The following is a 22,541-nucleotide window of genomic DNA, read 5'->3' as shown; positions in this document are numbered from 1 at the left end:
TCCATCACGCTACAATTCAAATCCCAGGTTCTTGAACACTTTGGCGAGTTCCTTTTCGCTTTCTTTTTCGGCTTTGAGGAGGGAGCGCATTTCCGCTTGGAGTTCGCGCATCTTTTCGTCAAAGTTCACGGCCTCGTCGCGGTTCTTGAATTCGATGTACTTGCTCGGCACAAGCGACCAGTTTTTCGCCTCGATTTCCTTGAGGGTGGCGGTGGCGCAGTATTCGGGTTCGTCCTTGATTTTCTGCGTTTGCCACTTGTGGTAGGTGCCGCTGATTTTTGCGATGTCCTCGGCGCTGAACTGGGTGTATTTCTTTTCGAAGGGTTCGCCCATCTGGCGCAGGTCCATAAAGAGCACTTCGCCTTTGCGGTTACGGTACTTGCGCATGGCATCGCCGACCTTGACTTCGCGGGCGGTCTTGTTGTTGTTCAGAATCCAGAGCGTCACGCTGATGTCGGTGGAATAGAACATGTTGCGGGGCAGAATGAGGATTGCCTCGACCTTGTCGTTCTGCAATAGTTCCTTGCGGATTTGCTGTTCGTCGCCTTCGCCGCTGAGCGCGCCGTTACTGAGCAAAAAGCCTGCCACGCCGTTTTCGGAGAGTTTCGAGAGGATGTTCAGAATCCAGCCGTAGTTCGCGTTGCTCGTGGGCGGCACGGTGTAGCCCTTCCAGCGCGGGTCATCTTGGAGTTCGTTTTCGGCACGCCACGATTTTTGGTTGAACGGCGGGTTCGCCATGATAAAGTCGGCCTTCAAATCCTTGTGCTGGTCTTCGGCAAAGGTGTCGGCGGGTTTGTCGCCCAGGTTGCCGGAGATGCCGCGGATGGCGAGGTTCATCTTTGCTAGTTTGTACGTGGTACCGGTGTATTCCTGGCCATATACGGAGACTTCGCGCTTGTTGCCGTGATGCGCCTCGATAAACTTCATGCTTTGCACGAACATGCCGCCCGAACCGCAGCAGGGGTCGTAAATCTTGCCGCGGTAGGGTTCAATCATTTCGGCGATGAGCCCGACGATAGTCTTGGGCGTATAGAATTCACCCTTGCCCTTGCCTTCGGCGATGGCGAACTTGCCGAGGAAATATTCATAGACGCGACCAACGACATCCTGTTCCTTGTCCTTGATGGTATCGATGCCGTCGATGTCGCTGATGAGCGCCGCGAGTTTTGCGGTGTCGAGCTGCAAACGCGAGAAATAGTTGTCGGGGAGCGCCCCGCGCAACGCCTTGTTCTTCTTTTCGATGTTCGCAAGCGCGGTATCGATCAGGAGCGCAATGTCGCTTTGGCGGGCATGCTCGATGACAAAGCTCCAGCGTGAAGTTTCTTCCAGGTAAAAGACGTTGTCCTTGTTGTAGAACTCGGGCATTTCCACGTATTTCTGGCGGCCGGCGGCAATGAGCTTTTCGCGCTGTTCCTCGAACTTGTCGCTTGCGAACTTGAGGAAGATAAGCGAAAGCACCACGTGCTTGTATTCGGCGGGTTCCACGCTGCCGCGCAACTTGTTCGCAGACTCCCAGAGGGACGCCTCTACGGACTTTTCGGGGACGGATTTCTTTTTTGCGGGCGCAGACTGCGCGGAAGACGATTTTGTTCTAGGCATGCCGGAAATATATAATAATGGAATGACAATGGAGTGACAAGGGAGGGGAAAAATGAGATGTTGGACCCTAATATCTGAAACTCCGATTTTTTCTCCAGAAAGTCATGGCAAATCTCGTCGACTAGAGCTTATCCACCCGTTTTTTAGCCAATCAAACCACTTATCGATATTTTTTTATATCGATTTTGCGTTTACCCGTACCACTTCTCGTAAAAGGCCTTGAATGCAGGAATTTCATCCACTACGGAAAAGGCCATTTTCATGTACCAGTTGAACAGCAGCGCCTTGTAGCCTTCGGGCACGCCCTCGAAGGGATTCTCCCTTTCGCCCTTGAAGTACCTGAAGAATTCGAACATACGGCTAGTCCCTTATGATAGGCATCGTAAATAATATAAATCAAAACATCCAACAGATTATCCCGGTGCACTAAATTTTTGTATATTACTCCCAGCACCAGAAAAGGTGGTATTATGGATCGCTCCCGCTTAAAAGGCGGAGCGGTCCTTTTTTTATGCAAAAGGAGCCCAAAATGCCGAAAAACATGGCCGTTGCGCCGAAAAAGCCCGAATTTTCCCTGATAGACGAGGATTTGCTCAAGTCGCGGATATATACCATCCGCGGGGTAAAGGTGATGCTCGATGCCGATTTGGCAGAAATTTACGGGTATAGAACAAAGAAATTTAATGAACAGGTCAAAAACAATATCGAAAAATTCGATGAGGATTTTCGGTTTCGGCTGACTTCAGAGGAATTTGAAATCTTGAAGTCAAAAATTTTGACTTCAAACTGCGGAAATTCGCCGAATTTCGACAATTTTTATAAAAAAGACAACTTGAGGTCCAAAATTTGGACCTCAAGTGAGAGGAGTAAATTTGAGCAAGAAGACGACTTGAGGTGCAAAAAGGGGATGCGGACAATAATTTAGACAGATTGTTTATCCAAATATAGTTTCCGATAATCTGTTGGACTCATTCCGTTGAGTCCGACCTTTATCCGTTTCGAGCAAAACCATTCCAGATATTTTTCAAGTTCAGCCTTGAACTCTTCCTTGTCGACATTTCTCCAATTTCTACTGTAAAAAAATTCGTTCTTGAGTACCCCGAAAAAACCTTCGCAGGCGGCATTGTCGGGAGTGTACCCCTTCCTTGACATGGATCGTGTCAAACCATATTTTTTCATTCTCTCGATCCATCCAGGCCATCTATAATGGCTTCCTCTGTCCGTATGGATTATCGGGGTCTCTCCCTCGTGGAGTGTCGCGACGGCCTTGTCCAGCATCTCGTCGACAAGGGTTGCGTCAGGTGATTCCCCGATTGTCCAGCACACTGGCGCCCCGTCGAAGCAGTCGATAATCGGTGATAGATACACTTTGCCATCATGCAGCGGGAATTCCGTTATATCCGTCAGCCATTTTTGATTGGGAGCGTCGGCATGAAAGTTACGGTTGAGTATGTTGGGGACGGCGGGCGTGATCTCGCCCTTGTATGAACTGTACTTCAGCTTCTTGGGCTTGTAGACAACGAGGTTACCGAGTTTCATTGCGCGTCTGACAACCTTCTCGGAAACCTTCCTTCCGGTTCTTGAAAGTTCGCTGTGGATTCGCCTGTAGCCGTAAGTCTTGTTGGACTCGTTGAATATGGGGACAAGTTCCTTGAGCAACTGACGATCCTTGTTGTTACGGTCGTCCATGTGTTTCACGTTGTAGTAATAGACGCTTCGGGACATCCCCAGAGCAAGTAGGATTTCCCTTAATTCGTAGCGGTTGCGTAAGGCGTTGACAAGCTGTGTTTTTTCCCTGTTCCGGAGGGCAGACAGGTCAACGCCTGGGTCTTTTTTTATTATGTTCAGCGTCTCCTTCAGTATGTCGACTTCCAGCTGGAGACTTCGGATTTTCTCGTTCAGCGCCTTCGCGTCTTCGGAAGAAAGATCCTTTTCCTTCGCCTGCTTCCGCTTCGTTGGTCTTGGTTTGTTCTGCAGTCCCATAAGTCCGTACTTTTTATAGTTCTGGTACCAATAATAGATACTTGCATACGTATATCCAATATCCTTGGCTACAGAAATCATCGGTTCGCCCATTTCGTAGCATCTGTGGATCGCGTCAAGCTTTACCTTGATTGGAGCATGAGCCGGATGTTCCGGTGTATTTGTCCATTTATAACGTTTTCTTTGTTCTTGGCGCGGCTGACCTTCTTTCTTTATCCACTTATATAGCTGTTTTGTCGATGGATAGCCTAAAAGCCTTACAGTCTTGGTCGCTGATTTCAGATCGCGAAAGGTTTCCAGGGCTTTGGCAATTTGTGCTTCTGTAAAATGCATGATGCGTCCTCTAGTCGTGTCCAACTATTCGTCCGCATCCCCAAATTGCACCTCAAGTGACGGAGATAAACTTGAACCGCAGAAAATCTTGAGGTCGAAAAAATCGGCCTCAAGTTGGGGCGGTGTTAGGTACGCTCCTTACGCCTTTACCGAGCAAGGCATCTACATGCTCATGACGGTTCTCAAGGGCGAACAGGCGACCGCACAGAGCAAGGCCCTCATCCGTCTTTTCAAGCAGATGAAGGACTACATTGCGGCGGAAAACAAGCAATTGCTAGGAAATGACGGATTTGCTCAAATCGCATTGCAGACTGCACAAAATACGAGGGATATCGCGAAACACTCTGCCGGTATTAGGGAACTTTCTGGTGAAGTCCATGATATGCGTGAAAACCTCGGAAAGGTGAACCTGGACCTGCAAAAAGTCATGAAAAATTTCGTCGATCCGAGCACTTTCAAGCACTTTTTGATTCTGAACGGGCAGCGGCTGGAGGCCGATGTCGCCTACACGCAGATTTACGGCATGGCGAAAAAGTCGGTGCTGATTGTAGATGACTACCTGGATGTAAAGACGCTCGATTTATTGCGGTGCGTGGTGAAGGGTGTTTCGGTCCAGATTTTCAGCGAGCAGCACGGACGCACCCGCCTGACCGAGAGCATGTTGGCGGACTTCAGGGCCGCCCGCCCGGACGTTGAACTTGACGATGTTCGCACCACGGGGAACATGTTCCACGACAGGTACATCTATTTAGATTTCGGGACCGATAGTGAGAAACTTTTCCACTGCGGAGCTTCGAGTAAGGATGCCGGCAACAAAATCACGACCATCATGCAGCTGGAAGATATCGCGGGGTATCGTGCACTGTTCGAAAGGCTGCTGCAAGAGGGGGAATAGAATTTGTTTCGTGTAGTTCGTATTCCGCACATGAGTAGTTGTCAAGGAATACTTGACAACTGCCGGGGCGTTGCGGGGGCGGCTGCCACCGCAAATTATCTATCTTTGGCACATGCCCGAGAAATTCACGAAATGGGTTGCCTGCTGGGGCAACGCGACCTCCATTACCGACCGCAAGGAAGCGACCTACGCGAAAGACTTGACGCTCCGCTACCCGATACGCGCGTGCTTTTCGGGCAACAAGCTGCGGTTCCATTTTTCGAATCTCACCGGCACCGAGCCCGTGACGATTAGCGAGGCGTACGTCGCAAAGGCCGCGCAGTTTACAAGCGACGCGCATCTTGATAACGTGCAATACTCCCCGACCCCCATCACCTTCGGCGGCCGCGCATCCACCGCAATCCCCGCGGGCGAAGAAATCTTGAGCGACGAAATCGCATTCAGCGTCACCGCGGGCGAAACTTTCGACGTGAGCCTCTACTTCGCCGACTTTACGCAGATGAACGCCGGCACGGCAATCACGGGCCCGCTTTCGGGCGGCAAGTACAGCTACGGCAACTTCGCAAAGTCTGCAACGCTGCCAGACGACTTAACGCGCAAAACGAACTGGATTTATTTCCTCAACACCATCGACATTTTCACCGAAGAAAAGAACTTTGCGCTGGTGTGTTTTGGCGATTCCATCACGGCGCAGGACTGGCCCGACTACCTCACGCTGCGTTGCGCACGCGAGGGCTTCAACAACGTTTCGATTATCCGTCGCGCAGTAAGCGGCACGCGCATCTTGCGCGAATACAGCTGCATCACCTACGCGGCATACGGACTCAAGGGTGCCACGCGTTTCCCCATCGAAATGAACGTGGCAGGCGCACGCGCTGTCATCGTGCAGCACGGCATCAACGATATCATCCACCCGGTCGGTGTCGAAGTCAACAAGTTCCGCCCTTGGAGCGACATGCCCACGGCCGACGACCTCATCAACGGCGTGCGCACGCTCTATATTATGCACGCACGCAAGCTTGGGCTCAAAATCTACAGCGGCACGCTCCTGCCCATTTACGGCTGGCGCACCTACAACGAAAACCGCGATATCATCCGCGTGGCGTTCAATCAGTGGCTCCGCACCGCACCCGATTTCGACGGCTGTGTGGACTTCGACGCGGCCGTTCGTGGCCACGACAACCCGAAAGCTTTCAGCAGCGGCTTTGACTCGGGCGATCACTTGCACCCGAGCGCCAAGGCGTACGAGGCCATGGCCGAATGCGTCCCCGAAGAACTGCTCAGATAAACTATCTATATTTTCCGCATGCAGCCCTACATCCACCAGTTTGCCGATTTCCTGAGACTCCATCTCAACTCAATTGCCATCGGCCTCGTCGCGACACTGCTCATCATTTACGGCGGCCACATAAACGGCTACTTCAAGAAGATTACGAAGAGCCTCCCCTTCCTCGGGCGTTTTGCGTTGTTCGTACTGCTATGCAGCGCAGGCTACGCATTCATGTCGTCGCAGCTGGTGCGGCTCCTTAAAATGTTCCTGTACGGCCAGGCGGACCTTCCCCTGATCGGCATTATCGCAGCCGCGTTCATCGTGCTCGCATTCTGCGCCCGCAGCGGCAAGGACATCTAAGGCACGGCCCTCCGCCCCGAAACTAGAGTCTCGACTTTATTAGTTTGTACAAATCGCCGAATACTTCTTCGGGGCTGCGGTCGGCATCGATTGCGGCGACACATTCCGGATACTCGCGCGCCGCGGCCAGGTATCCCTGGCGCACCCGTTCGAAAAAGTCGGCCTTTTCCTGTTCGAGCCTGTCGGGTGCCTCGCCCCGCTTCGCAGTGCGCGCGCGGCTCCGTTCGACAGTCAGATCGAGCACCACGGTGAGTTCCGGGAAGCAGCTTCCGCAGGTCAGTTCCGTAAGCTTCTGCACCATGCCGGCGCCGAGCCCGCGGGCATAGCCCTGGTAGGCGAACGTGCTCCACGCGAAACGGTCGGCAATCACGATCTTCCCCGCATCGAGCGCAGGCTGTATAATCTCGTGAATTACCTGGGCACGCGCCGCATTGTAAAGCAGCAGCTCGGTCTTGTCGCCCATGACGCCCTTGAACGACGCATCCAGGAGAATCTCGCGCACGCGTTCCGAAATCTTCGCGCCGCCGGGTTCGCGCAACTTCACGACGGAATAGCCTTCCGCCGTGAGCCTCGCGATAAGCATGTCGATCTGGGTCGACTTTCCGGACCCGTCGATACCTTCCAGGCTAAAGAAGCGCTTCGCCGTCTGCATAGGCAGCCGTATTACTCGAGGTCCTTGCCGTGGCACTTCTTGTACTTGAGGCCGGAACCGCACCAGCACGGATCGTTGCGTCCGAGCTTCGGTCCCTGCTGCTGCGCGCGCTTCCTTGCGGCGGCGAGCACGGCGGGGTTCGTATAGGTACGGCGCACCGTCGGGCGCGTGCCCGGCAAAGCGGACTGCGGCATCGGCTGGCTACCCTGCTGCTCTTCCGAAATCGCGTTGCTCTCGGAATGTGCGGCGGCACCCGCGAGGCCTGCGGCCTGGGCGCCATCGGCACTCAGCTGTTCGGCGCCGTTTTCCTGGGTAGACTCGCCGGCGGCGTTCCCAGCTTTCTCGGCGGCCTTCTTCTCGGCGTCGATCTGTTCCTGGCTCTTGAGCTGCAGCTGGTCCGGAGAAACGGTCATGCCGTTCGGGAGCGTAATGCGGATGTTCAAGATACGGAGCGCCGTGAGCGTCGCGATCTTCTCGAGGCAACCCTCGAACATCTTGTAGCCCTCGTTCTTGTAGACCATGAGCGGGTCCTTCTGGGCGTATCCGTGGAAGCGGATGGCGTCCTTCAGCTGGTCCATGGCGTAGAGGTGTTCCTTCCACACCTGGTCGATGGTCATGAGCAGGAAGCGGCGTTCGATGTTGCGGAAGTCCGCATCCGGGATAATCTTCGTGAGCTTGTCGTAGCGCGCCTTGCAGAGCGCGATGATTTCGTCGAGCACCTGTTCGGGCGTGCGCTTCGTCGCTTCCTCGAACGTAAGGCTGTATTCCATGCCGAGCGTGCGCTGGAGATCGGTATGCAGGCCTTCCAGGTTCCAGTTCTCGGGGTAGCTCTTCGCCGGGATGTAGCCCGAAACCTTGATGTCGCAGGCATCCTCGATGCGGTTCATGATTTCGTCGCGGATGTCCTCGCCGTTCAGGATGCGGCGGCGGAGCCCGTAAATCACCTTGCGCTGCTCGTTCATCACGTTATCGTAGTCGAGCAAGTGCTTACGGATATCGAAGCTCTGGCTCTCGACGCGGCGCTGTGCGCTACGGATGGAGCGGCTCACGATAGGGTGCGTAATCACCTCGTCCTCGCCCACGCCAAAGCGGCTCATCAGGTTCTTCACGCTGTCGCCGCCGAAGATGCGCATCAGGTTGTCGTCGAGGCTGAGGAAGTACTGGCTCGAACCCGGGTCGCCCTGACGGCCGGAACGGCCGCGCAGCTGGTTGTCGATACGGCGGGATTCGTGACGTTCGGTGCCAAGCACATGCAAACCGCCGAGTTCCGTCACTCCGGGGCCAAGCGCAATGTCGGTACCACGACCGGCCATGTTGGTCGCAATCGTCACCTTGCCCGCGTGGCCCGCGTACTGGATGATTTCGGCTTCGCGGCTGTGGTTCTTCGCGTTCAGCACCTCGTGCGGAATGCCTTCCTTTTCCAGGAGGCCGTGGAGGTGTTCGGACTTCTCGATGGAAGCCGTACCCACGAGGAGCGGCTGGCCCTTCTCGTGGCGCGTCTTGATTTCTGCGACAATCGCCTTCCACTTGGCATCTTCCGACTTGTAGACCAGGTCCTGTTCGTCCTTGCGGATGCAGGGCTTGTTGGTCGGGATGACCCAGGTGTTCATGTTGTAAATCTTGATGAATTCCGTCGCTTCGGTTTCGGCCGTACCGGTCATGCCCGAAAGCTTCTTGTACATGCGGAAGTAGTTCTGGAACGTGATGGTCGCAAGCGTCTGGTTCTCGCGGCGGATCTGCACCTTTTCCTTGGCCTCGATGGCCTGGTGCATGCCGTTACTGTAGCGGCGGCCTTCCATGAGGCGGCCCGTATTCTCGTCCACGATTACGATCTCGCCGTCGCGCACGATGTAGTCCACGTCCTTCTCGTAGAGGTGCCATGCACGGAGCGCCTGGTCGAGGAAGTGCACCCAGTCGGCATGTTCGCCGTAGAGGTTCGTAATCTGCATCAGGCTCTCGACATGGTTCACGCCCTTCTCGGTGAGCTGGATGTTCTTGTCCTTCTCGTCGACGGAGAAATCCTTGTTCTTCACGAGCTTCTGCGCAATCTCGTTGGCCTTCGCATACTTGTCGGTCGCATCTTCGGCAGGGCCGCTGATGATGAGCGGAGTACGGGCTTCGTCAATCAAGATGGAGTCCACTTCGTCGACGATGCAGAAGTTGAGTTCGCGCTGCACCAGCTGGGACGGGTCGACCGCCATGTTGTCGCGCAGGTAGTCGAAGCCGAACTCGTTGTTGGTACCGTAGGTCACGTCACTGTTGTAGCTTTCGCGACGCTGTTCGGAATCGAGCCCGTTCACGATGAGGCCCACGGTGAGCCCGAGGAACTTGTACACGAGGCCCATCTGCTTCGCGTCACGGCCGGCGAGGTAGTCGTTCACCGTCACCACGTGCACGCCGTGGCCGCCGAGGCCGTTCAGGTAGACGGGGAGGGCTGCGGCGAGGGTCTTACCTTCACCGGTCGCCATTTCGGCAATCGCACCCTCGTGAAGCACGAGGCCACCGATCATCTGCACGTCGAAGGGCATCATGCGGAACGGCTTCACCGACTCGGGGTAGAGTTCGCGCACCTTCGCGTAGAGGGCGGCGGGCAGGTAGACTTTCCATTCGTTCTTGCCGCTCGCAAGTTCGGCCTTGGCCGTTTCCACCGCACCCTGGAGTTCAGGACCGAGGCGGCTGAAGTCGAAACCGAATTCGGGCTTGAAGATGTTGAAGATACCCAAGCGGCGGTCGCAGGCTTCCTGGCACACGGCGAAGGCTTCGACCTTGATGTCCTCGAGGGAGGCGCCGTTGTTGAGTTTCTCGCGGAATTCCGCGCTCTTCGCAGCGAGCGCCGCATCGTCCAGCGCCTCGAGGGCGGCACGCGCCTCGTGAATCTTGGCAATGACCGGACGGAGTTGCTTTACCTTGCGTTCGTGGGGAGTCCCGAAAACCTTGTGAAGTACGGTATCTACTATGCTCATCGTATTCCTTTATAACGGCCGCAGGCACACCTGTAGCCACAATTAAAAATTACGGACACAATTTAGCATAATTCATGCCAGCGTGTCAGCGTTTATATCTGAAACAACAGTGAAAATAGTGAAAGGGGCCGCGCGCAACGCACAGCCCCTCCCAAGGAGTAAAAACTGGATTACTTTGCGAGTTTCTTCGCGGCTTCCTTGCGGAACTCGTCCATGATCTTGTCGATGGCGAGGTTGTAGGCCTTCACGGAACGGTCGTCACGCAGGTCCACGTAGTTGTGGTGAATCTTCGCGGATTCGCTGCCTTCGATCTGCTTCCAGCCGCGGTCGGTGAAGAGCACCTTTTCGCCGTTCTTGTCGATCATCGCGACATTCACGAGCACGATCGGGGTCACGTTGCTCGTAATCTTGGTCATCATGCCGGTTTCGTAGTAGAAGTAAAATTCTGCAACAGCGATAGCGTCGACACCGAGGGACTGGCACATCTTGCCGAGGGCGCGGTGGACAGGGGCTTCGATGCGTTCGCCGTTCACCCAGGTATAGCCTTCAGGCACGACCTTGTCGAAGGAAAGTTCATACATGCCTCTTGCGGGCACGCGGCGCTTGCCGTCGCGGGGAGCAACCTTGTTCGCAAAGTCCTCGACCTTGCCCCAGGTATCCTTGTTCTCGAAGAAGGCCTTCACCTCTTCGTTGTCGAGCACAGTCTCGAACGGAATCACGCTCCAGCCTTCGATACCGTTGAGCGCCTGGAAAAGGGCGTTCGCGCCGTGGGTGGCGATATTCACCTGCGGCTCGTTGATCATCTCGACATTGTCCTTGATAATGTTGCCGACGACGGAAAGGAGGTTTTCCTTGTTGCCCTTCACGGATTCGATATCTTCGTAATCTTCGCTACCGGTAACGCTCAGGATGGCGACCTTTTTCACGTTGTCGATGTCGGGTTTCTTGACGTTCACGCCTGCGCAGGAGCAAAGCAGGAACACGAAAGAGCATAATGCAATGATCTTTTTCATTTTTGTTCTCCTCAGTTGATACAAACTTCGTAGCGGACGTTGGACTTCATCCAGACACCTTTTTGCCCACTATGTTTTGTATCAGGTTTGGCACAAATCTAGCAAATAAACTACGCAGTCAACACACTGTGTGGTATAATTTTGTTTACAAAAATAAAAATAAGTTCGCTTTTTTGTTGCAAAAAGCGAACTTATTAAAATTATAACAAAGTATTAAGTATTTTAGTACAACCTTTATTTGTACTCGAAAATCTTGGATTCCTTGGCCACCTCGCCGCTCAGCATGGTGACCTTGATATCAACCTTCGTCGACTTGCCGCGGCGCACCTGCAGCTTGGTGCTGTAGCCAAGGCCGCTCTCGGACGGAATCATCTTGAGCTCGCACGGCTTGCCGTTGACGCTCGCTTCCACGGACTTTATCTGCGACGGGTCGTTGTTCACGACCTTCACCACGTCGAACTCGAGTTCCGGATAGACCGCGGCACCCTGCGAGACCTTCTTCTTGAAGACGGCCTTGTTGCCGTTTCGCAACTGGATTTTCACTCCCGTCTTCGGGAAGCACTTGAGTTCGCGCTCGATTACGCCGACGGAACTGTCCTCGTTTTCAGGAACAATGCGGTAGGTGTTGACGCCGGGAAGCAGCGGGAAGCTCGCGGCGATATCCCTTTCGAGCATGAGGTCCCTCAGGAGGCTGTCGCCGACGTACACGCGCAACTTGCCGTCATTTCCGTTGAAGCCCGTAGTCGCATAGAGAGCCTCGCACTTGTGCTCGTCATACCGCATGAACTTGATGCGGCGATCGACCCTGTAGACAAACGAGATATTGCCGCACTCGAACGTGTTCTTCTCCACAGAGCAGGTCATGCGGAACTTCTTCTCGCCAAAAGCGCCGTCCGCCCAGCTCGGGGTGAAGCGCAACGTCTGGCCGCTAGATTCGAACGTCTCGGAACCGAGCGTGACCGTCACGCCGGGAGAGCAGAGAGCCTCGATAGTGACCGTATTCGTCGAGATGACGGGAGGCACGGAATAGAGGCGGCACTTGTACTGGAGCCTCAGGTCCTCGTTCCTCTTCTCGATCTTCGCGTCGATTTCCCTTGCGCTCGCCTGGATATCCTCGACCGACTTCGCGGTGTCGTCCACGGCGGCACTGAGCATCTTGATGAAGTCGAGGTCGCCCGCGTTCTTGGCCTCGACCACAACGGGAGCCTGCCCCTTGCGGAAGGCCACGTACTGCTGCGCCTTCACGGAAATTTCCTTGCCGTCCTCTTCCATCACCATCTCGCCGGTGTTGAGGGCGCCGTAGGGGAGGCCGCCTTCCGTAACGCCGATGACACCGTCCGTACCGCGGATCGATGCAGTCGCCGTACCGGTCCTGAACCTGAACTTGCTCTGCGGCCCCTTCTGCTTCTGGGCGTCAAACCGGAGCATGCCCTTCTTGACTTCCACCTCGGAGACCTGCGAATCCTTGATCATCAGAATCTGCGAGAACTCGACCAGCGCGTTCTCCTCGATGGAGATAGTACTGCCGTCGGGCATCGAAATCAGCACGCCCGATTCAATTTCCGTCTGGATGACATCCTTTTCCTGGACCTTCGCACCCACGCGGAGACTGGCCCAGTCCCCTTTTCCCTTTTTCTTGAACGAGACGTCCCCAAGAACAGAACGCACCTTGCCACTCTGGGGAGCGGCCAGCGAGAGCGTGACACCCAAAATCACCCATAGCGTTAAGCTTCTCAACATAGATACAGCCTCTCGGGATAAGACAACAACTACGCCCATAGGGCGCAACACACGCTATAAATATAATCACTATTTTCCGAAAAGGCTCGCGATATAATATTCCAAGGCAATATATTTGGGGTATCCGCGGGCTAGAACACGCGGACAACCGCGTTCAGCGACATCGTGTAGCGGGCGTCGCCGCCACGAACCAGGGCGAAGTCCAGGGGGTAGAGTTCGAGGCCGAACCGCCCGCCCGAAGTGCGCCAGGCGACCCCGAGGTTCGAGCGGAACATGAACGATTCGAAGTCGTAGTCGTTGTTGTCTTCCTCCATCCTGTAGAGACCGTAGACCGGCTCGCCGTCCGCATCGTAAAGATCCTCCTCAACGCGCCACGGGTAGTAGAGGCCTTCGACCGTCCCTTCCTCCCAGTGTAGCAGGAACATGAAGTTGGCGATCAGGTTGAACCCGTAAGCAAGGGGGGCGTCGAAATTCACCAGCAGCCCTTCGGAAAGTTCGTCGAAGTCGTACTCCGCGCAGTCGCAGCACATCGAATGGCTTGTCGCGACCTCGATCATGGCGCCGACGCCTATATAGGGGGTCAGCGGCTTCACCAGCGAAAGCGACCAGCCGATGGACGTAGAAGACTCGAGCCAGCCGCCAAGCAGGGGGCCCGTCTTGACGTCGAAGGTTTTCCAGGATATGCCGGACGCCGAGGCAGCCGACACGAGAATGAAGATAACGATTGCTCCTAACTTTTTCATATAATGGTAGCTCCTAACTTCTGATATTGGAAAATATACAACTATCACACTCAAACTAGCGCATTTATTTGTAACAAAATAAAAAAAACAAGCGTTTTTTTTTGCTTTTTCGCATCATATGAAACATGCCCCTTCATATAGATTTTTGTTGATAACATGTTTACAATTTAAAGGGCGCCTAAATGCGCAATTTCCAAACCTCACAAGTTATCCACATGAGCAAATGACGTTTCACGTGAAACATCCCCAAAAACAGGCACCTATCCCCAACTTTATCCACGTCCATCATATGTTTTCAGACCATACATCGAAATTTAGTTAATAGAATGTTTACAATCATATCAACATCCGAAAATGACGACCCTATGAAATAAGCCCCGACGAGGAGGCCGTCGAGGCAAATTTTTCTGCCGGGCAATCCGCGCGGCAGGAGTTTCACGTGAAACTAGCGCCTAGAATTTCACGACTTTCGGAGCCGCCGTAAAGCTGTAGAACGTAGCGGTCGCGTCCTTGAAGTAGAGCGTCTCGGTGTTGTCGTCGTCGGGGGAGTACATCGACTTGAGCTCGGGGTAGTGCTCCAGCATGTCGACCTTCGGTTCGCGGCGGTCGTCGCGGACCAGGGTACCGGCGACGCGGACCCACTCGTTACCGGCGGCGTTCATCGCGCAGATTTCGACCTTGCCGTTCTTCTGGATCTGCTTGGAGCAGTCCTTCGACTTGCCGGTCTGGATATAGAGCTTACCCTCGAAAATGTTGGCGGTTCCGAACGGGCGGACGCGCGGCTGGTCGCCGTCGGCCGTCGCGAGGAAATACGCACCACATGCCTTGAGAAATTTTACGACTTCTTCCATAAGATGTTCCTTTTTTTTGAAAAAATTCAATACTTGTTTGCTAAAATATAGATTATTATACCCACATACCAATGCCTACCGGCAAGTTAAACAATATATGGAAATAAGGACTCTTCGTCCGTACCAGATAGCCCACCCTGACATTGAATATGTCGATGATTGTCCCGATACAGAGCGAAAAGCCGTAATCAAAGCCAGTCTCGTTAATGTAGCCCAGTTCTGGACCTAGGGAAAACTTGAACGAGATGCCCCTTTCGTAGAAATATAGGATATTTGGCTGCAGCAGGAAGTTGAACCCGTCCGCAAAAAACGCATGCGTCCCAATAGTCCACAACCAAATGTGACTTGGTATAAAACTGGAATCATCACCTTTAATGTATATATAATTCCAATCACCAAAAACCCAATCTGCTCCAAAAGCGAAACCTGTGCCGCCTCCCAGGTACATATTCCAAGGAACCAATTCCCGAAAGAAAGTTTTTCCAGAGTTCTGCTGCACCCTAGTGGAATCCTGCGCTACATTGGGGGCCTGTTCCTCGTTGGCAAATGAGATGCCCGCCATCACGAGTACCATTAGAAAGGGTAAAAATAAACGATAAAACTTCATTTTTTTTCAAGACGCTTTCGCCATCACTTCTCGATAAATTTTCAACATCTGTTCACCGAAACAGCAGAAGATGACCTTCTTGACTTTCTGCGCCGGGAATTCGCGGACGCTCTTTACCGCAATCTCGGTAGCGGCCTCCCAGGGGTAGCCATAAACTCCACAAGAAATAGCGGGGAAGGCGACCGTCTCGCAGCCGTTCTCCTCGGCCAAATCGAGGCAACTTTTGTAGCAGGATTCCAGCAGTTCGGGTTCGCCGTGCAGGCCATCCCGGTAGATGGGACCCGGAGTATGGATGACGAACTTTGCCGGGAGCCTGAACCCGGGGGTAATTATCGCCTTGCCCGTTTCGCAACCGTTCAGGGGGATGCACGCCTTCAAAAGATCCGGGCCTGCCGCCCGGTGGATTGCGCCGTCCACACCGCCGCCACCCAGCAGCGAACAGTTCGCCGCATTCACGATGGCATCCACTGCAAGCTTGGTGATGTCGCCCTGGATAATCTCGATTTCTACCATATAGGCCTCCGGCATAAATATACTATTTATACCACATGATAAGCAGCACCGTTATGAAAATTGCCGCAATGAGGGAACACACGGGAACCTCCCTGAAATAGTCCTGTCGGCAATATATAAACTTCTAGAGTCAAATAATGTCATCCGTCATTTTCTTGCGAAAAATTCCATGAAATTATATATATTATCTGCAGGAGAACATTTTGGGGTTATCATGAGGCTTTACGGTATTGCAATCCTTTTACTGGCGACTGCACCGCTGTCGTTCGCCCAACTATTGCCACAGAAACAAGCCGAAGATTTGCCGAAAATCGACCGCGCCATGATATTCAAGGTGGACAATAGCGACAAGGCCGAGGCTTCGGATTCGAGCTCCAGGAAAATCAATCCCTCCATAAAAGAGCAAGAAAAAGGAAATTACTTGAAAAATTCACTCATTTGGACGGGGCTCTGCGTCACGGGCGCAGCCCTCTCGGCAGCATTCGGTGGACACGGCCCCATCTGGTGCGACCCAAATTCACCAGCAAAGTTCTAGAAATATATTTGCGGACTAATGTTGAAAGTTTTGAATCACCTCATTGTTTCACGTGGAACCAAAAATTGGTTTCACGTGAAACAAGTAGCGCCCAACATAAATCTTTTATCATATTTCCTCATATGAAAAAACTCATTCTTATTCTCGCCACTCTGGCATTATTCTCCCAGTCCTTTGCCGACTGCATCCATACAGTTTTTGAATATGAACAGGCAACAATCGCTGGTTACGACAAGAGCTTTGACGGCCTGCTATTTGACAGCATGTATGTAGACAAAGGCACTGCCAACACCAGGGGAAACTCCATCTATATCCTGAAGTACTATCGGACCGGCGATAAAGTCGACAGCGCCTACGAAGCGAATCTCCGCAACGGGGAATGGCAATACAAGACTACCATAAATCCTGACTCGGTAGTTTTCGATATCGACCATGTAGAAAATAACTGGACCATTATAGGATCGGTAAATGGAGTGAGCGACACAATTAGTATCTACTTTGACGGGGACTCCCTGGCCATTACCAGCACTGACGAAGCCGGTAAGTACACTAATATATATGTCATGGGAAATGATACCCTCTTCAGGCGTTCTGAAAGCGAAATTATCGTCAACGACGAGAAGGACACCAACACCTGCTATGTGAAGGATAGTCGCGACGACTACGTGACCACCTGGTACCGTTACGATACTGAAGTTAAAAATGACAGGGTCATTGTTAGCAAGACTTATATCGAAGATGGGCTAGACCACAAGGTGATGACTTACTTCATGTTCCGTCGAAAAGCAGGAACCGATGCAATCCTCCGCAAGGTTCGTCCGGCAGTCAATTACAAAAATGCAAGACACTTCGACCTACTCGGTCGCCCCGCCCAGGGAAAATACACTGTAGAATTTTTGAAGTAAGTTCACAGCATCTCAACATCTATCAAAAAGTTATTAACGGATATTTTAAAAAAGTGAAAGGGCGCCGATGTCGGCGTTCTCTTTTTTTTGTGAGATATACTAAATTGTTTGGACACTTCGTGTCCTACATGCTCATGCTCGGTCATGCCGGTGTGCAAGCACCCCGTCGCGACACTCGCTATCGCATGTTTCACGTGGAACAAATAATGGGTTATAAAACAAACATAGAGCAGCAGAATCTCCTGAACCAGTTCCTGAAGGAACATATTCTCTCTGAGTTGTCCAAAGAGCAAATGGACAAGCTCTATGACTTTGCCGATCTGGTGGTAGAGACCAAGCAATTCGGCAACCTGATTTCGGCGAAGGATTCCGAGAAATTCTTGAGCCGCCACATCGCCGACTCGCTCGTTCCCTATATATATATAGACGAAAGACGAAAGACGAAAGACGAAAGATTATTTGAAGAGAAAGACGAAAGAGGTACCCTATCGTCTATCGTCTACCAGCGAAGCGATCTTTCGTCTAAGACATGGGCTGATATGGGTGCTGGTGCAGGGTGCCCGGTTTTCCCGCTCGCCATCGCAATGCCCGAGGTGCAGTTCTATGCGGTGGAACCCCGCCACATGCGCGTGGAGTTCATGAACTACGCGAAAGAAAAACTCGGACTCAAGAACCTGACCGTGGTGGGCAAGCGCTTTGAAACTTCGGGCCTTGCCGACCTGGACTTCATCAGCTGCCGCGCCCTCTCGACTTTCGAAAACGACTGGGAACGTGCGCAGCCCGCCCTCAAGAAGGGTGGACTATTCCTCACATTAAAAAGTTTCAATAGCATTTCACACCTGGAAAACGACCCGGCAGTCAACATCTGGAAATACAAGCTGCCGAACGAAGAACAGGATTACGCCTTAGTCACTCGAGGTAATAAATGAGTAAAGTGATAGCAATATGCAACCAGAAGGGCGGCGTGGGCAAGACCACGACGGCCGTGAACCTGGCTGCAAGTTTTGCCGCTCTCGAAAAGAAGACACTCCTTATCGACATGGACCCGCAGGGCAACGCCTCGCAGGGTCTCGGCTTTACCGAATCGCAGGAGATGGACATCCACGAAATTTTGGATATGGCCGAAAACCCGGACAACATGACTCTCGAAAACATCATGCCGGCCGTCTCGGATACATCGCTGGATTTCTTGAAAGTCATCACTTCGGGACCGGACCTCGCTGTCATGGAAATTGAACTCGTGAACGCCATGAGCCGCGAACACAGGCTCGAACGCGTCCTCAACGTGCTCAAGAACCAGTTCGAATTCATCATCATCGATGCTCCCCCGAGCCTGAACCTCCTTACGTTGAACGTGCTCACGGCCGCGACCAGCGTGCTCATTCCGGTGCAGTGCGAATACTACGCCCTGCAGGGCATGACCGAACTTTTCAAGACCATCCGCGAGGTGCAGAAGAACCTGAACGGCAACCTCAAAATCGAAGGCGCCCTCCTCACGATGTTCGACAACCGCGTGAGCCTCTCCAAGCAGGTGGCCGAGGAAGTGCGCGAAAACCTCTCCGACACGGTTTTCCAGACGATGATCCCGAGAAACGTCCGACTGAGCGAGGCGCCCAGCCATGGCAAGCCGGTTATCCTGTACGATGTGCAGAGCACAGGCTCGCAGGCCTACATGAAGCTCGCAGAGGAAATCCTGAACAAGGGCAAGTAAAACCTACAACCTTTTTCAACACGCATATATATTATGGGAAAAAAATCTTTCGCCCTCGGCCGCGGACTTTCCGCCATCATGAAGGACCACGACATCAATTTTAAAGGTGAACAGACGGACACTATCAACAATCCCGCCGAAAATAGCGAAAAGTTCGAGAAGATTGTTGAAATCTCGATCGACCTTATCGACCCGAACCCGTTCCAACCGCGCAAGGCATTCGACGACGAAGAGCTTTCCGAACTGGCCGAGTCCATCAAGCAGCAGGGTCTCATCCAACCGATCGCGCTGCGCAAGGTGGGGGAACGCTACCAGATTATCAGCGGCGAGCGCCGTACCCGTGCAAGCAAGCTCGCGGGCCTGTCCACAATCAAGGCGCAGGTTTTCGAAAATCTCGACGACAAGGCGATGGCGGAATGGGCGCTCATCGAGAACATCCAGCGCGTCGACCTGAACCCGGTCGAAATTGCACGTTCCTATCAACAGCTAATCGATAAGCACGGCTATACGCACGAAGACCTCTCCAAGATTGTGAGCAAGTCGCGCTCCGCGATTACCAACAGCCTCCGCCTCCTCAAGCTCCCGGAACAGGTGCTCTTGTGGATAGAGGAAGGAAAGCTGAACAGCGGCGCCGCCCGCGCCCTCTGCAGCGACAAGATCGGCGACCCCGAATCGCTCGCGGAACGCATCATCGAGGAAGGCCTCAATGTGCGCCAGATCGAGGCGATTATCCGTGGCGACGACGACAGGGACGAAGAACAGGGCGACGGACCGGCCAAGAAGCCCGAGACCCCCGCGAAGCCCAAGCCCGAACTCAGCGCCGACATGAAACAGTTCGAGACCAGACTCGAGACGTTCTTCGGCACTAAGGTCCAGCTGAACCCGAGCGCATCGGACAGCGGCAAGGGGACCATCGTCATCAACTACTACTCCATGGACGACCTGACCCGCATCCAGGAAATCATGGAAAACCGCTAACGGTAGAATCGTGAAAGGCAAGTATTACACCATACAGATTATCCCGGAAGATTCGCACGAGATAAAGAAGTTCAAGATATCCACAAGGTGGTTCGTCTTCTTGCGGATTTTCCTCGTGGTGTTCATAGCCGTATCCGGAGTTTTCATCTATAACCTGGGCAAGATGAACAAGATCATCGCAAGCTACGAGAAGATGCGCGTCTCGAATGCCCAGATTATCAAGAAGAACCAGAACTACGAGGAAATGCTCATGCGTCTCGATTCGCTCTGGATAATGGAAAACAGGATCCAGAACATCTTCGAGACCTTCATCGAGAACGATTCCAACAAAATCAACAGCATCATCGACAGGAACCTGTTCACGCATACCCCCTCCAAGAAGAACGAGCTCAACTTCGAGGGCGGCTATACATGGATCCCGCTCGAAGAAAAGCTCAGGATCGAAAAAATCCCGGACATCATCCCGGTCGTCGGGCTTGTCAGCAAGAAGTTTTCCGAAGAGACGGGACACCAGGGAACGGACTTTTCGGCCCAGGCAGGGAGCCCCGTCTTCGCTACGGGCAGCGGGATGGTGGAATCCGCGGGCAAGATGGGCGAACTCGGCAACACGATTGTCATCAACCACGGAAACGGTTTTACGACGAGCTACTCGCACCTCGAGAGCATCAAGACCCGCAAGGGAAGCTCTGTCCGCAAGGGCGACGTCATAGGTTCGGTCGGCCAGACAGGCACAGCGACCGGGCCGCACCTACACTATTCAATCAAGAAGGACGGAGTTCCCCAGGACCCCGAAACATTTATCAACTACTAAGAGGCTAAAATGGCTACAAAAGAACAGGAAATTACCCAAATCGGCGGCAGTGTCACTATCAAGGGCGATATCAGCGGCAAGAGCGATGTGCGCATTGCAGGCAATGTTAACGGCAGCATCAACATCAACGGCGAGCTCATCGTCGAACGCAGCGGCTATATCGAGGGCGAAATCAAGGCGACCAACACGGTCATTGCCGGTTCCATCAAGGGCAACATCGACGTCGCAGAAAAGCTCATCCTGGAAAGCACGTCCAAGTTTGTGGGCAACATCAAGACCAAGCAGCTCATTATCCAGGAAGGCGCCATCTTCCAGGGCAACTGCCAGATGGGCGTTCCCGCACAGGCAGCCCAGCCCAAGGAGAAGGTATAGCCCTTTACCCACACACCTATCATAATAATCAATCTATTTATATAGAAGATTATGATTATGGTGGAGTGAATAGTGGATAAATATTCCGGCTGTGACGTGTATCTTTGTGCAGGATAACGAGTTATGAAAAAATCACAACCGTTTATAGATGTTGAAAACTCGAATCCTGCTCACATTTTTCAATGTTGACAGATGTTGGACGCGTGTTCTTGACATCTGTCAACAGAAAAGTCACTCCGGGATATTGAAAAAAGGGAATTTTTTCGAGCCGCATGTTGAGCAAGGTCACATTTCAATCAAAAAAAATTATTTTCTTGTTTTACATGCTAGTATAATTTATATTATTACAAACGTTGTATGGCAGCTAATTTGTTGAAGATAGGTCAGATATCGGATTCTCACATCGGCGAGAATACTGAGCTTGTTCAGGGCATAGATGTCCGTGCCAATTTTTTCAAGGCGCTGAAGTCTGAGTCCATGAAGGATATCGACCTCCTGGTGCTTTCCGGCGACCTCGCCAACGAGGACGCCGAACCTGGAGCATACAAGTTCTTCGTGGATTCGCTCAAGGACTATCCTGTCCCGGTCTGCATCATTCCGGGGAACCACGACCGTATCGAAGTCATGCAGCAGTATTTCGACCTCGAAGTCCATAACGGCAAGTGCTATTACCGCTACGACATCAAGGGTCGTTCCATCTTCTTTATCGACAGCGCCTGCGGCGAGGTTTCGCGTGACCAGCTCGACTGGCTCAAGGCGGAAGTCCCGAAAGTGGAAGGCGAAGTGCTCCTGTTCATGCACCATCCGCCATGCTTCTGCGACCACAAGTTCATGGACTTGCGCTATCACCTGAAGAACATGGTCGAGGTGCAGGAAGTCCTGCTCGGTTTCAAGAACCTGAACCATGTGTTCTGCGGCCACTACCACCACGAATTCGAGAAGAGCTTCGGGCACGTGGTTGTCCATGCTGCACCTTCCACCCAGATGCAGATTGATCCGGACAGGCCGTATTTTACTCTCAAGAGCAGCGAACCCGGCTGGTGCGTAATCGAATGGGGAGACGGCACCCTCAAAAACACCGTGCATTTTTAGTTTTTTTGGCCCCGATACCTTGAAAATGATTCCATGCGTTTCTATATTTGCCCCTACATGGCGGTTTAGCTCAGCGGTAGAGCACTGGAATCATAATCCATTGGTCCGGGGTTCAAATCCCTGAACCGCTATTAAAAAAAGAGGCGCATATGTCGAAAAGGATTCTTGCAATTTCAATTCTGGCTATCGCCTCTTTTTTTGTTGCCTGTGAAGACGAACAGGTGACTCCGCAGGTGGTGCAGAACCAGGCGATAGCGCCCAAGAGCGTGCCTATCGTGCAGGTCGATCCGTTCACTGCCCCGGCCGAACCCGTGGTGACGGCCGACCAGGCGAAGCGCTATGTGAAGGCGAGCGCCGCGCTTGTCGAACTCGGTGTCACCTGGTCCAAGAAAATCGAAGAAGCGAGCGAGGGCGAGAAGGTCCAGATTCTCGATGCCTACAATGTCGCCCGCGACCAGCTGTGTGCCCGAATCGGTCTTGCCGGCATCGCGGAATACAACTGGATTACCGAGGTCGCGCTCCCCAATCCGCGCAATATACCGTTCTTCGAAGCGGCAGGCCTCAAGCGCTAGGCTTCTTAAGGTTTTAAAACAAAAGAACCGCCTTCAGGGGCGG

At 53.0% G+C, this 22,541-nt stretch carries 23 protein-coding genes, 1 tRNA gene and 1 pseudogene; 14 read left to right on the top strand and 11 right to left on the bottom strand.

All coding sequences use genetic code 11. From position 1 onward, the window contains the following. Window positions 1-9: 9 nt before the first annotated feature. Together B4A77_RS10385 and B4A77_RS10380 are read right to left on the bottom strand one after the other, a co-directional pair. On the bottom strand, window positions 10-1,599 hold the full coding sequence (locus tag B4A77_RS10385) for a type I restriction-modification system subunit M (protein WP_290740509.1): 1,590 nt from the start codon (window positions 1,597-1,599) through the stop codon (window positions 10-12). Window positions 1,600-1,790: 191 nt separating this feature from the next. Next, window positions 1,791-1,955: a hypothetical protein gene (locus B4A77_RS10380; protein ID WP_290740506.1), complete on the bottom strand. Its 165-nt coding sequence runs from the start codon at window positions 1,953-1,955 to the stop codon at window positions 1,791-1,793. 185 nt (window positions 1,956-2,140) lie between these two features. On the opposite strand from B4A77_RS10380, the pseudogene B4A77_RS10375 reads away from it, so the two are divergent. Further along, a pseudogene (locus B4A77_RS10375) lies at window positions 2,141-2,470 on the top strand (ORF6N domain-containing protein); the annotation flags it as partial. 50 nt (window positions 2,471-2,520) lie between these two features. Here B4A77_RS10375 and B4A77_RS10370 read toward each other — a convergent pair. Next, complete coding sequence (locus B4A77_RS10370; RefSeq protein ID WP_290740501.1) at window positions 2,521-3,915, bottom strand: IS3 family transposase; 1,395 nt, start codon at window positions 3,913-3,915, stop codon at window positions 2,521-2,523. Window positions 3,916-4,003: 88 nt separating this feature from the next. On the opposite strand from B4A77_RS10370, the gene B4A77_RS10365 reads away from it, so the two are divergent. The 3 genes from B4A77_RS10365 (at window position 4,004) to B4A77_RS10355 (ending at window position 6,440) form a co-directional block, all read left to right on the top strand. Next, on the top strand, window positions 4,004-4,810 hold the full coding sequence (locus B4A77_RS10365) for an ORF6N domain-containing protein (protein ID WP_290740498.1): 807 nt from the start codon (window positions 4,004-4,006) through the stop codon (window positions 4,808-4,810). A 112-nt stretch (window positions 4,811-4,922) separates the two neighbouring features. Beyond that, window positions 4,923-6,098 carry a GDSL-type esterase/lipase family protein gene (locus B4A77_RS10360; protein WP_290740495.1) on the top strand — a complete coding sequence of 392 codons (1,176 nt, stop codon included), beginning with the start codon at window positions 4,923-4,925 and terminating at the stop codon, window positions 6,096-6,098. A gap of 18 nt (window positions 6,099-6,116) precedes the next feature. Then, window positions 6,117-6,440: a DUF3392 family protein gene (locus B4A77_RS10355; RefSeq protein WP_290734033.1), complete on the top strand. Its 324-nt coding sequence runs from the start codon at window positions 6,117-6,119 to the stop codon at window positions 6,438-6,440. Window positions 6,441-6,462: 22 nt separating this feature from the next. Here B4A77_RS10355 and tmk read toward each other — a convergent pair whose 3' ends face one another. The 8 genes from tmk to B4A77_RS10315 form a co-directional block, all read right to left on the bottom strand. Beyond that, the gene (gene tmk, locus B4A77_RS10350) at window positions 6,463-7,092 is read right to left on the bottom strand and encodes a dTMP kinase (RefSeq protein ID WP_290740492.1); all 630 of its coding nucleotides are present in this window, start codon (window positions 7,090-7,092) and stop codon (window positions 6,463-6,465) included. An 11-nt stretch (window positions 7,093-7,103) separates the two neighbouring features. Continuing rightward, complete coding sequence (gene secA / locus B4A77_RS10345; RefSeq protein WP_290740489.1) at window positions 7,104-10,055, bottom strand: preprotein translocase subunit SecA; 2,952 nt, start codon at window positions 10,053-10,055, stop codon at window positions 7,104-7,106. Window positions 10,056-10,225: 170 nt separating this feature from the next. Continuing rightward, window positions 10,226-11,068, bottom strand: coding sequence for a hypothetical protein (locus tag B4A77_RS10340; RefSeq protein ID WP_173381343.1), 843 nt, complete (start codon window positions 11,066-11,068; stop codon window positions 10,226-10,228). A 234-nt stretch (window positions 11,069-11,302) separates the two neighbouring features. Continuing rightward, on the bottom strand, window positions 11,303-12,808 hold the full coding sequence (locus B4A77_RS10335) for a FecR family protein (RefSeq protein WP_290740486.1): 1,506 nt from the start codon (window positions 12,806-12,808) through the stop codon (window positions 11,303-11,305). Between the two features lie 131 nt (window positions 12,809-12,939). Continuing rightward, complete coding sequence (locus tag B4A77_RS10330; protein WP_290740484.1) at window positions 12,940-13,551, bottom strand: hypothetical protein; 612 nt, start codon at window positions 13,549-13,551, stop codon at window positions 12,940-12,942. A 452-nt stretch (window positions 13,552-14,003) separates the two neighbouring features. After that, window positions 14,004-14,402, bottom strand: a complete 399-nt coding sequence (locus B4A77_RS10325; RefSeq protein WP_097035981.1) for a pyridoxamine 5'-phosphate oxidase family protein — start codon at window positions 14,400-14,402, stop codon at window positions 14,004-14,006. Window positions 14,403-14,457: 55 nt separating this feature from the next. After that, on the bottom strand, window positions 14,458-14,976 hold the full coding sequence (locus B4A77_RS10320; protein ID WP_290731640.1) for a hypothetical protein: 519 nt from the start codon (window positions 14,974-14,976) through the stop codon (window positions 14,458-14,460). A 39-nt stretch (window positions 14,977-15,015) separates the two neighbouring features. Next, window positions 15,016-15,522: an O-acetyl-ADP-ribose deacetylase gene (locus B4A77_RS10315; protein ID WP_290734021.1), complete on the bottom strand. Its 507-nt coding sequence runs from the start codon at window positions 15,520-15,522 to the stop codon at window positions 15,016-15,018. A 214-nt stretch (window positions 15,523-15,736) separates the two neighbouring features. On the opposite strand from B4A77_RS10315, the gene B4A77_RS10310 reads away from it, so the two are divergent. The 10 genes from B4A77_RS10310 to B4A77_RS10265 all read left to right on the top strand — a co-directional run bounded on the left by B4A77_RS10310 (window position 15,737) and on the right by B4A77_RS10265 (window position 22,498). Continuing rightward, the gene (locus B4A77_RS10310) at window positions 15,737-16,057 is read left to right on the top strand and encodes a hypothetical protein (RefSeq protein WP_173381337.1); all 321 of its coding nucleotides are present in this window, start codon (window positions 15,737-15,739) and stop codon (window positions 16,055-16,057) included. 263 nt (window positions 16,058-16,320) lie between these two features. Then, window positions 16,321-16,962, top strand: coding sequence for a hypothetical protein (locus B4A77_RS10305; RefSeq protein WP_173381336.1), 642 nt, complete (start codon window positions 16,321-16,323; stop codon window positions 16,960-16,962). 206 nt (window positions 16,963-17,168) lie between these two features. Then, window positions 17,169-17,891 carry a 16S rRNA (guanine(527)-N(7))-methyltransferase RsmG gene (locus tag B4A77_RS10300; RefSeq protein ID WP_290740479.1) on the top strand — a complete coding sequence of 241 codons (723 nt, stop codon included), beginning with the start codon at window positions 17,169-17,171 and terminating at the stop codon, window positions 17,889-17,891. Beyond that, window positions 17,888-18,673: a ParA family protein gene (locus tag B4A77_RS10295; RefSeq protein WP_290740476.1), complete on the top strand. Its 786-nt coding sequence runs from the start codon at window positions 17,888-17,890 to the stop codon at window positions 18,671-18,673. Before B4A77_RS10300 ends, B4A77_RS10295 begins: the two co-directional genes overlap by 4 nt. A gap of 33 nt (window positions 18,674-18,706) precedes the next feature. Next, window positions 18,707-19,651, top strand: coding sequence for a ParB/RepB/Spo0J family partition protein (locus B4A77_RS10290; RefSeq protein ID WP_290734015.1), 945 nt, complete (start codon window positions 18,707-18,709; stop codon window positions 19,649-19,651). A 10-nt stretch (window positions 19,652-19,661) separates the two neighbouring features. Beyond that, window positions 19,662-20,462 (top strand): M23 family metallopeptidase, encoded by an 801-nt coding sequence (locus B4A77_RS10285; protein ID WP_290740473.1) that lies wholly within the window; start codon window positions 19,662-19,664, stop codon window positions 20,460-20,462. A 9-nt stretch (window positions 20,463-20,471) separates the two neighbouring features. Beyond that, window positions 20,472-20,834 (top strand): bactofilin family protein, encoded by a 363-nt coding sequence (locus B4A77_RS10280; RefSeq protein ID WP_173366529.1) that lies wholly within the window; start codon window positions 20,472-20,474, stop codon window positions 20,832-20,834. A gap of 357 nt (window positions 20,835-21,191) precedes the next feature. Continuing rightward, complete coding sequence (locus tag B4A77_RS10275; RefSeq protein ID WP_290740470.1) at window positions 21,192-21,926, top strand: metallophosphoesterase; 735 nt, start codon at window positions 21,192-21,194, stop codon at window positions 21,924-21,926. A gap of 59 nt (window positions 21,927-21,985) precedes the next feature. Further along, window positions 21,986-22,057 (top strand) — tRNA-Met (locus B4A77_RS10270). Window positions 22,058-22,075: 18 nt separating this feature from the next. Continuing rightward, complete coding sequence (locus tag B4A77_RS10265; RefSeq protein ID WP_290727822.1) at window positions 22,076-22,498, top strand: hypothetical protein; 423 nt, start codon at window positions 22,076-22,078, stop codon at window positions 22,496-22,498. Window positions 22,499-22,541: the final 43 nt, after the last annotated feature.

Source organism: Fibrobacter sp. UBA3718 (assembly GCF_002371935.1).
GTDB lineage: Bacteria > Fibrobacterota > Fibrobacteria > Fibrobacterales > Fibrobacteraceae > Fibrobacter.
Note: the sequence above shows the minus strand (reverse complement) of the source record. Positions and strands in the feature narration are given on the sequence as shown.

What these genes read in the sequence shown, in the direction of transcription:
- B4A77_RS10300 (WP_290740479.1), top strand. Translation starts at nt 17,169, where the DNA reads ATGGGTTATAAAACAAACATAGAGCAGCAGAATCTCCTGAACCAGTTC.
- B4A77_RS10335 (WP_290740486.1), bottom strand. Translation starts at nt 12,808, where the DNA reads ATGTTGAGAAGCTTAACGCTATGGGTGATTTTGGGTGTCACGCTCTCG.
- B4A77_RS10385 (WP_290740509.1), bottom strand. Translation starts at nt 1,599, where the DNA reads ATGCCTAGAACAAAATCGTCTTCCGCGCAGTCTGCGCCCGCAAAAAAG.
- B4A77_RS10370 (WP_290740501.1), bottom strand. Translation starts at nt 3,915, where the DNA reads ATGCATTTTACAGAAGCACAAATTGCCAAAGCCCTGGAAACCTTTCGC.
- tmk (WP_290740492.1), bottom strand. Translation starts at nt 7,092, where the DNA reads ATGCAGACGGCGAAGCGCTTCTTTAGCCTGGAAGGTATCGACGGGTCC.
- B4A77_RS10320 (WP_290731640.1), bottom strand. Translation starts at nt 14,976, where the DNA reads ATGGTACTCGTGATGGCGGGCATCTCATTTGCCAACGAGGAACAGGCC.
- B4A77_RS10305 (WP_173381336.1), top strand. Translation starts at nt 16,321, where the DNA reads ATGTATGTAGACAAAGGCACTGCCAACACCAGGGGAAACTCCATCTAT.
- B4A77_RS10315 (WP_290734021.1), bottom strand. Translation starts at nt 15,522, where the DNA reads ATGGTAGAAATCGAGATTATCCAGGGCGACATCACCAAGCTTGCAGTG.
- B4A77_RS10275 (WP_290740470.1), top strand. Translation starts at nt 21,192, where the DNA reads ATGGCAGCTAATTTGTTGAAGATAGGTCAGATATCGGATTCTCACATC.
- secA (WP_290740489.1), bottom strand. Translation starts at nt 10,055, where the DNA reads ATGAGCATAGTAGATACCGTACTTCACAAGGTTTTCGGGACTCCCCAC.
- B4A77_RS10310 (WP_173381337.1), top strand. Translation starts at nt 15,737, where the DNA reads ATGAGGCTTTACGGTATTGCAATCCTTTTACTGGCGACTGCACCGCTG.
- B4A77_RS10330 (WP_290740484.1), bottom strand. Translation starts at nt 13,551, where the DNA reads ATGAAAAAGTTAGGAGCAATCGTTATCTTCATTCTCGTGTCGGCTGCC.
- B4A77_RS10325 (WP_097035981.1), bottom strand. Translation starts at nt 14,402, where the DNA reads ATGGAAGAAGTCGTAAAATTTCTCAAGGCATGTGGTGCGTATTTCCTC.
- B4A77_RS10355 (WP_290734033.1), top strand. Translation starts at nt 6,117, where the DNA reads ATGCAGCCCTACATCCACCAGTTTGCCGATTTCCTGAGACTCCATCTC.
- B4A77_RS10380 (WP_290740506.1), bottom strand. Translation starts at nt 1,955, where the DNA reads ATGTTCGAATTCTTCAGGTACTTCAAGGGCGAAAGGGAGAATCCCTTC.
- B4A77_RS10340 (WP_173381343.1), bottom strand. Translation starts at nt 11,068, where the DNA reads ATGAAAAAGATCATTGCATTATGCTCTTTCGTGTTCCTGCTTTGCTCC.
- B4A77_RS10265 (WP_290727822.1), top strand. Translation starts at nt 22,076, where the DNA reads ATGTCGAAAAGGATTCTTGCAATTTCAATTCTGGCTATCGCCTCTTTT.
- B4A77_RS10295 (WP_290740476.1), top strand. Translation starts at nt 17,888, where the DNA reads ATGAGTAAAGTGATAGCAATATGCAACCAGAAGGGCGGCGTGGGCAAG.
- B4A77_RS10280 (WP_173366529.1), top strand. Translation starts at nt 20,472, where the DNA reads ATGGCTACAAAAGAACAGGAAATTACCCAAATCGGCGGCAGTGTCACT.
- B4A77_RS10360 (WP_290740495.1), top strand. Translation starts at nt 4,923, where the DNA reads ATGCCCGAGAAATTCACGAAATGGGTTGCCTGCTGGGGCAACGCGACC.
- B4A77_RS10290 (WP_290734015.1), top strand. Translation starts at nt 18,707, where the DNA reads ATGGGAAAAAAATCTTTCGCCCTCGGCCGCGGACTTTCCGCCATCATG.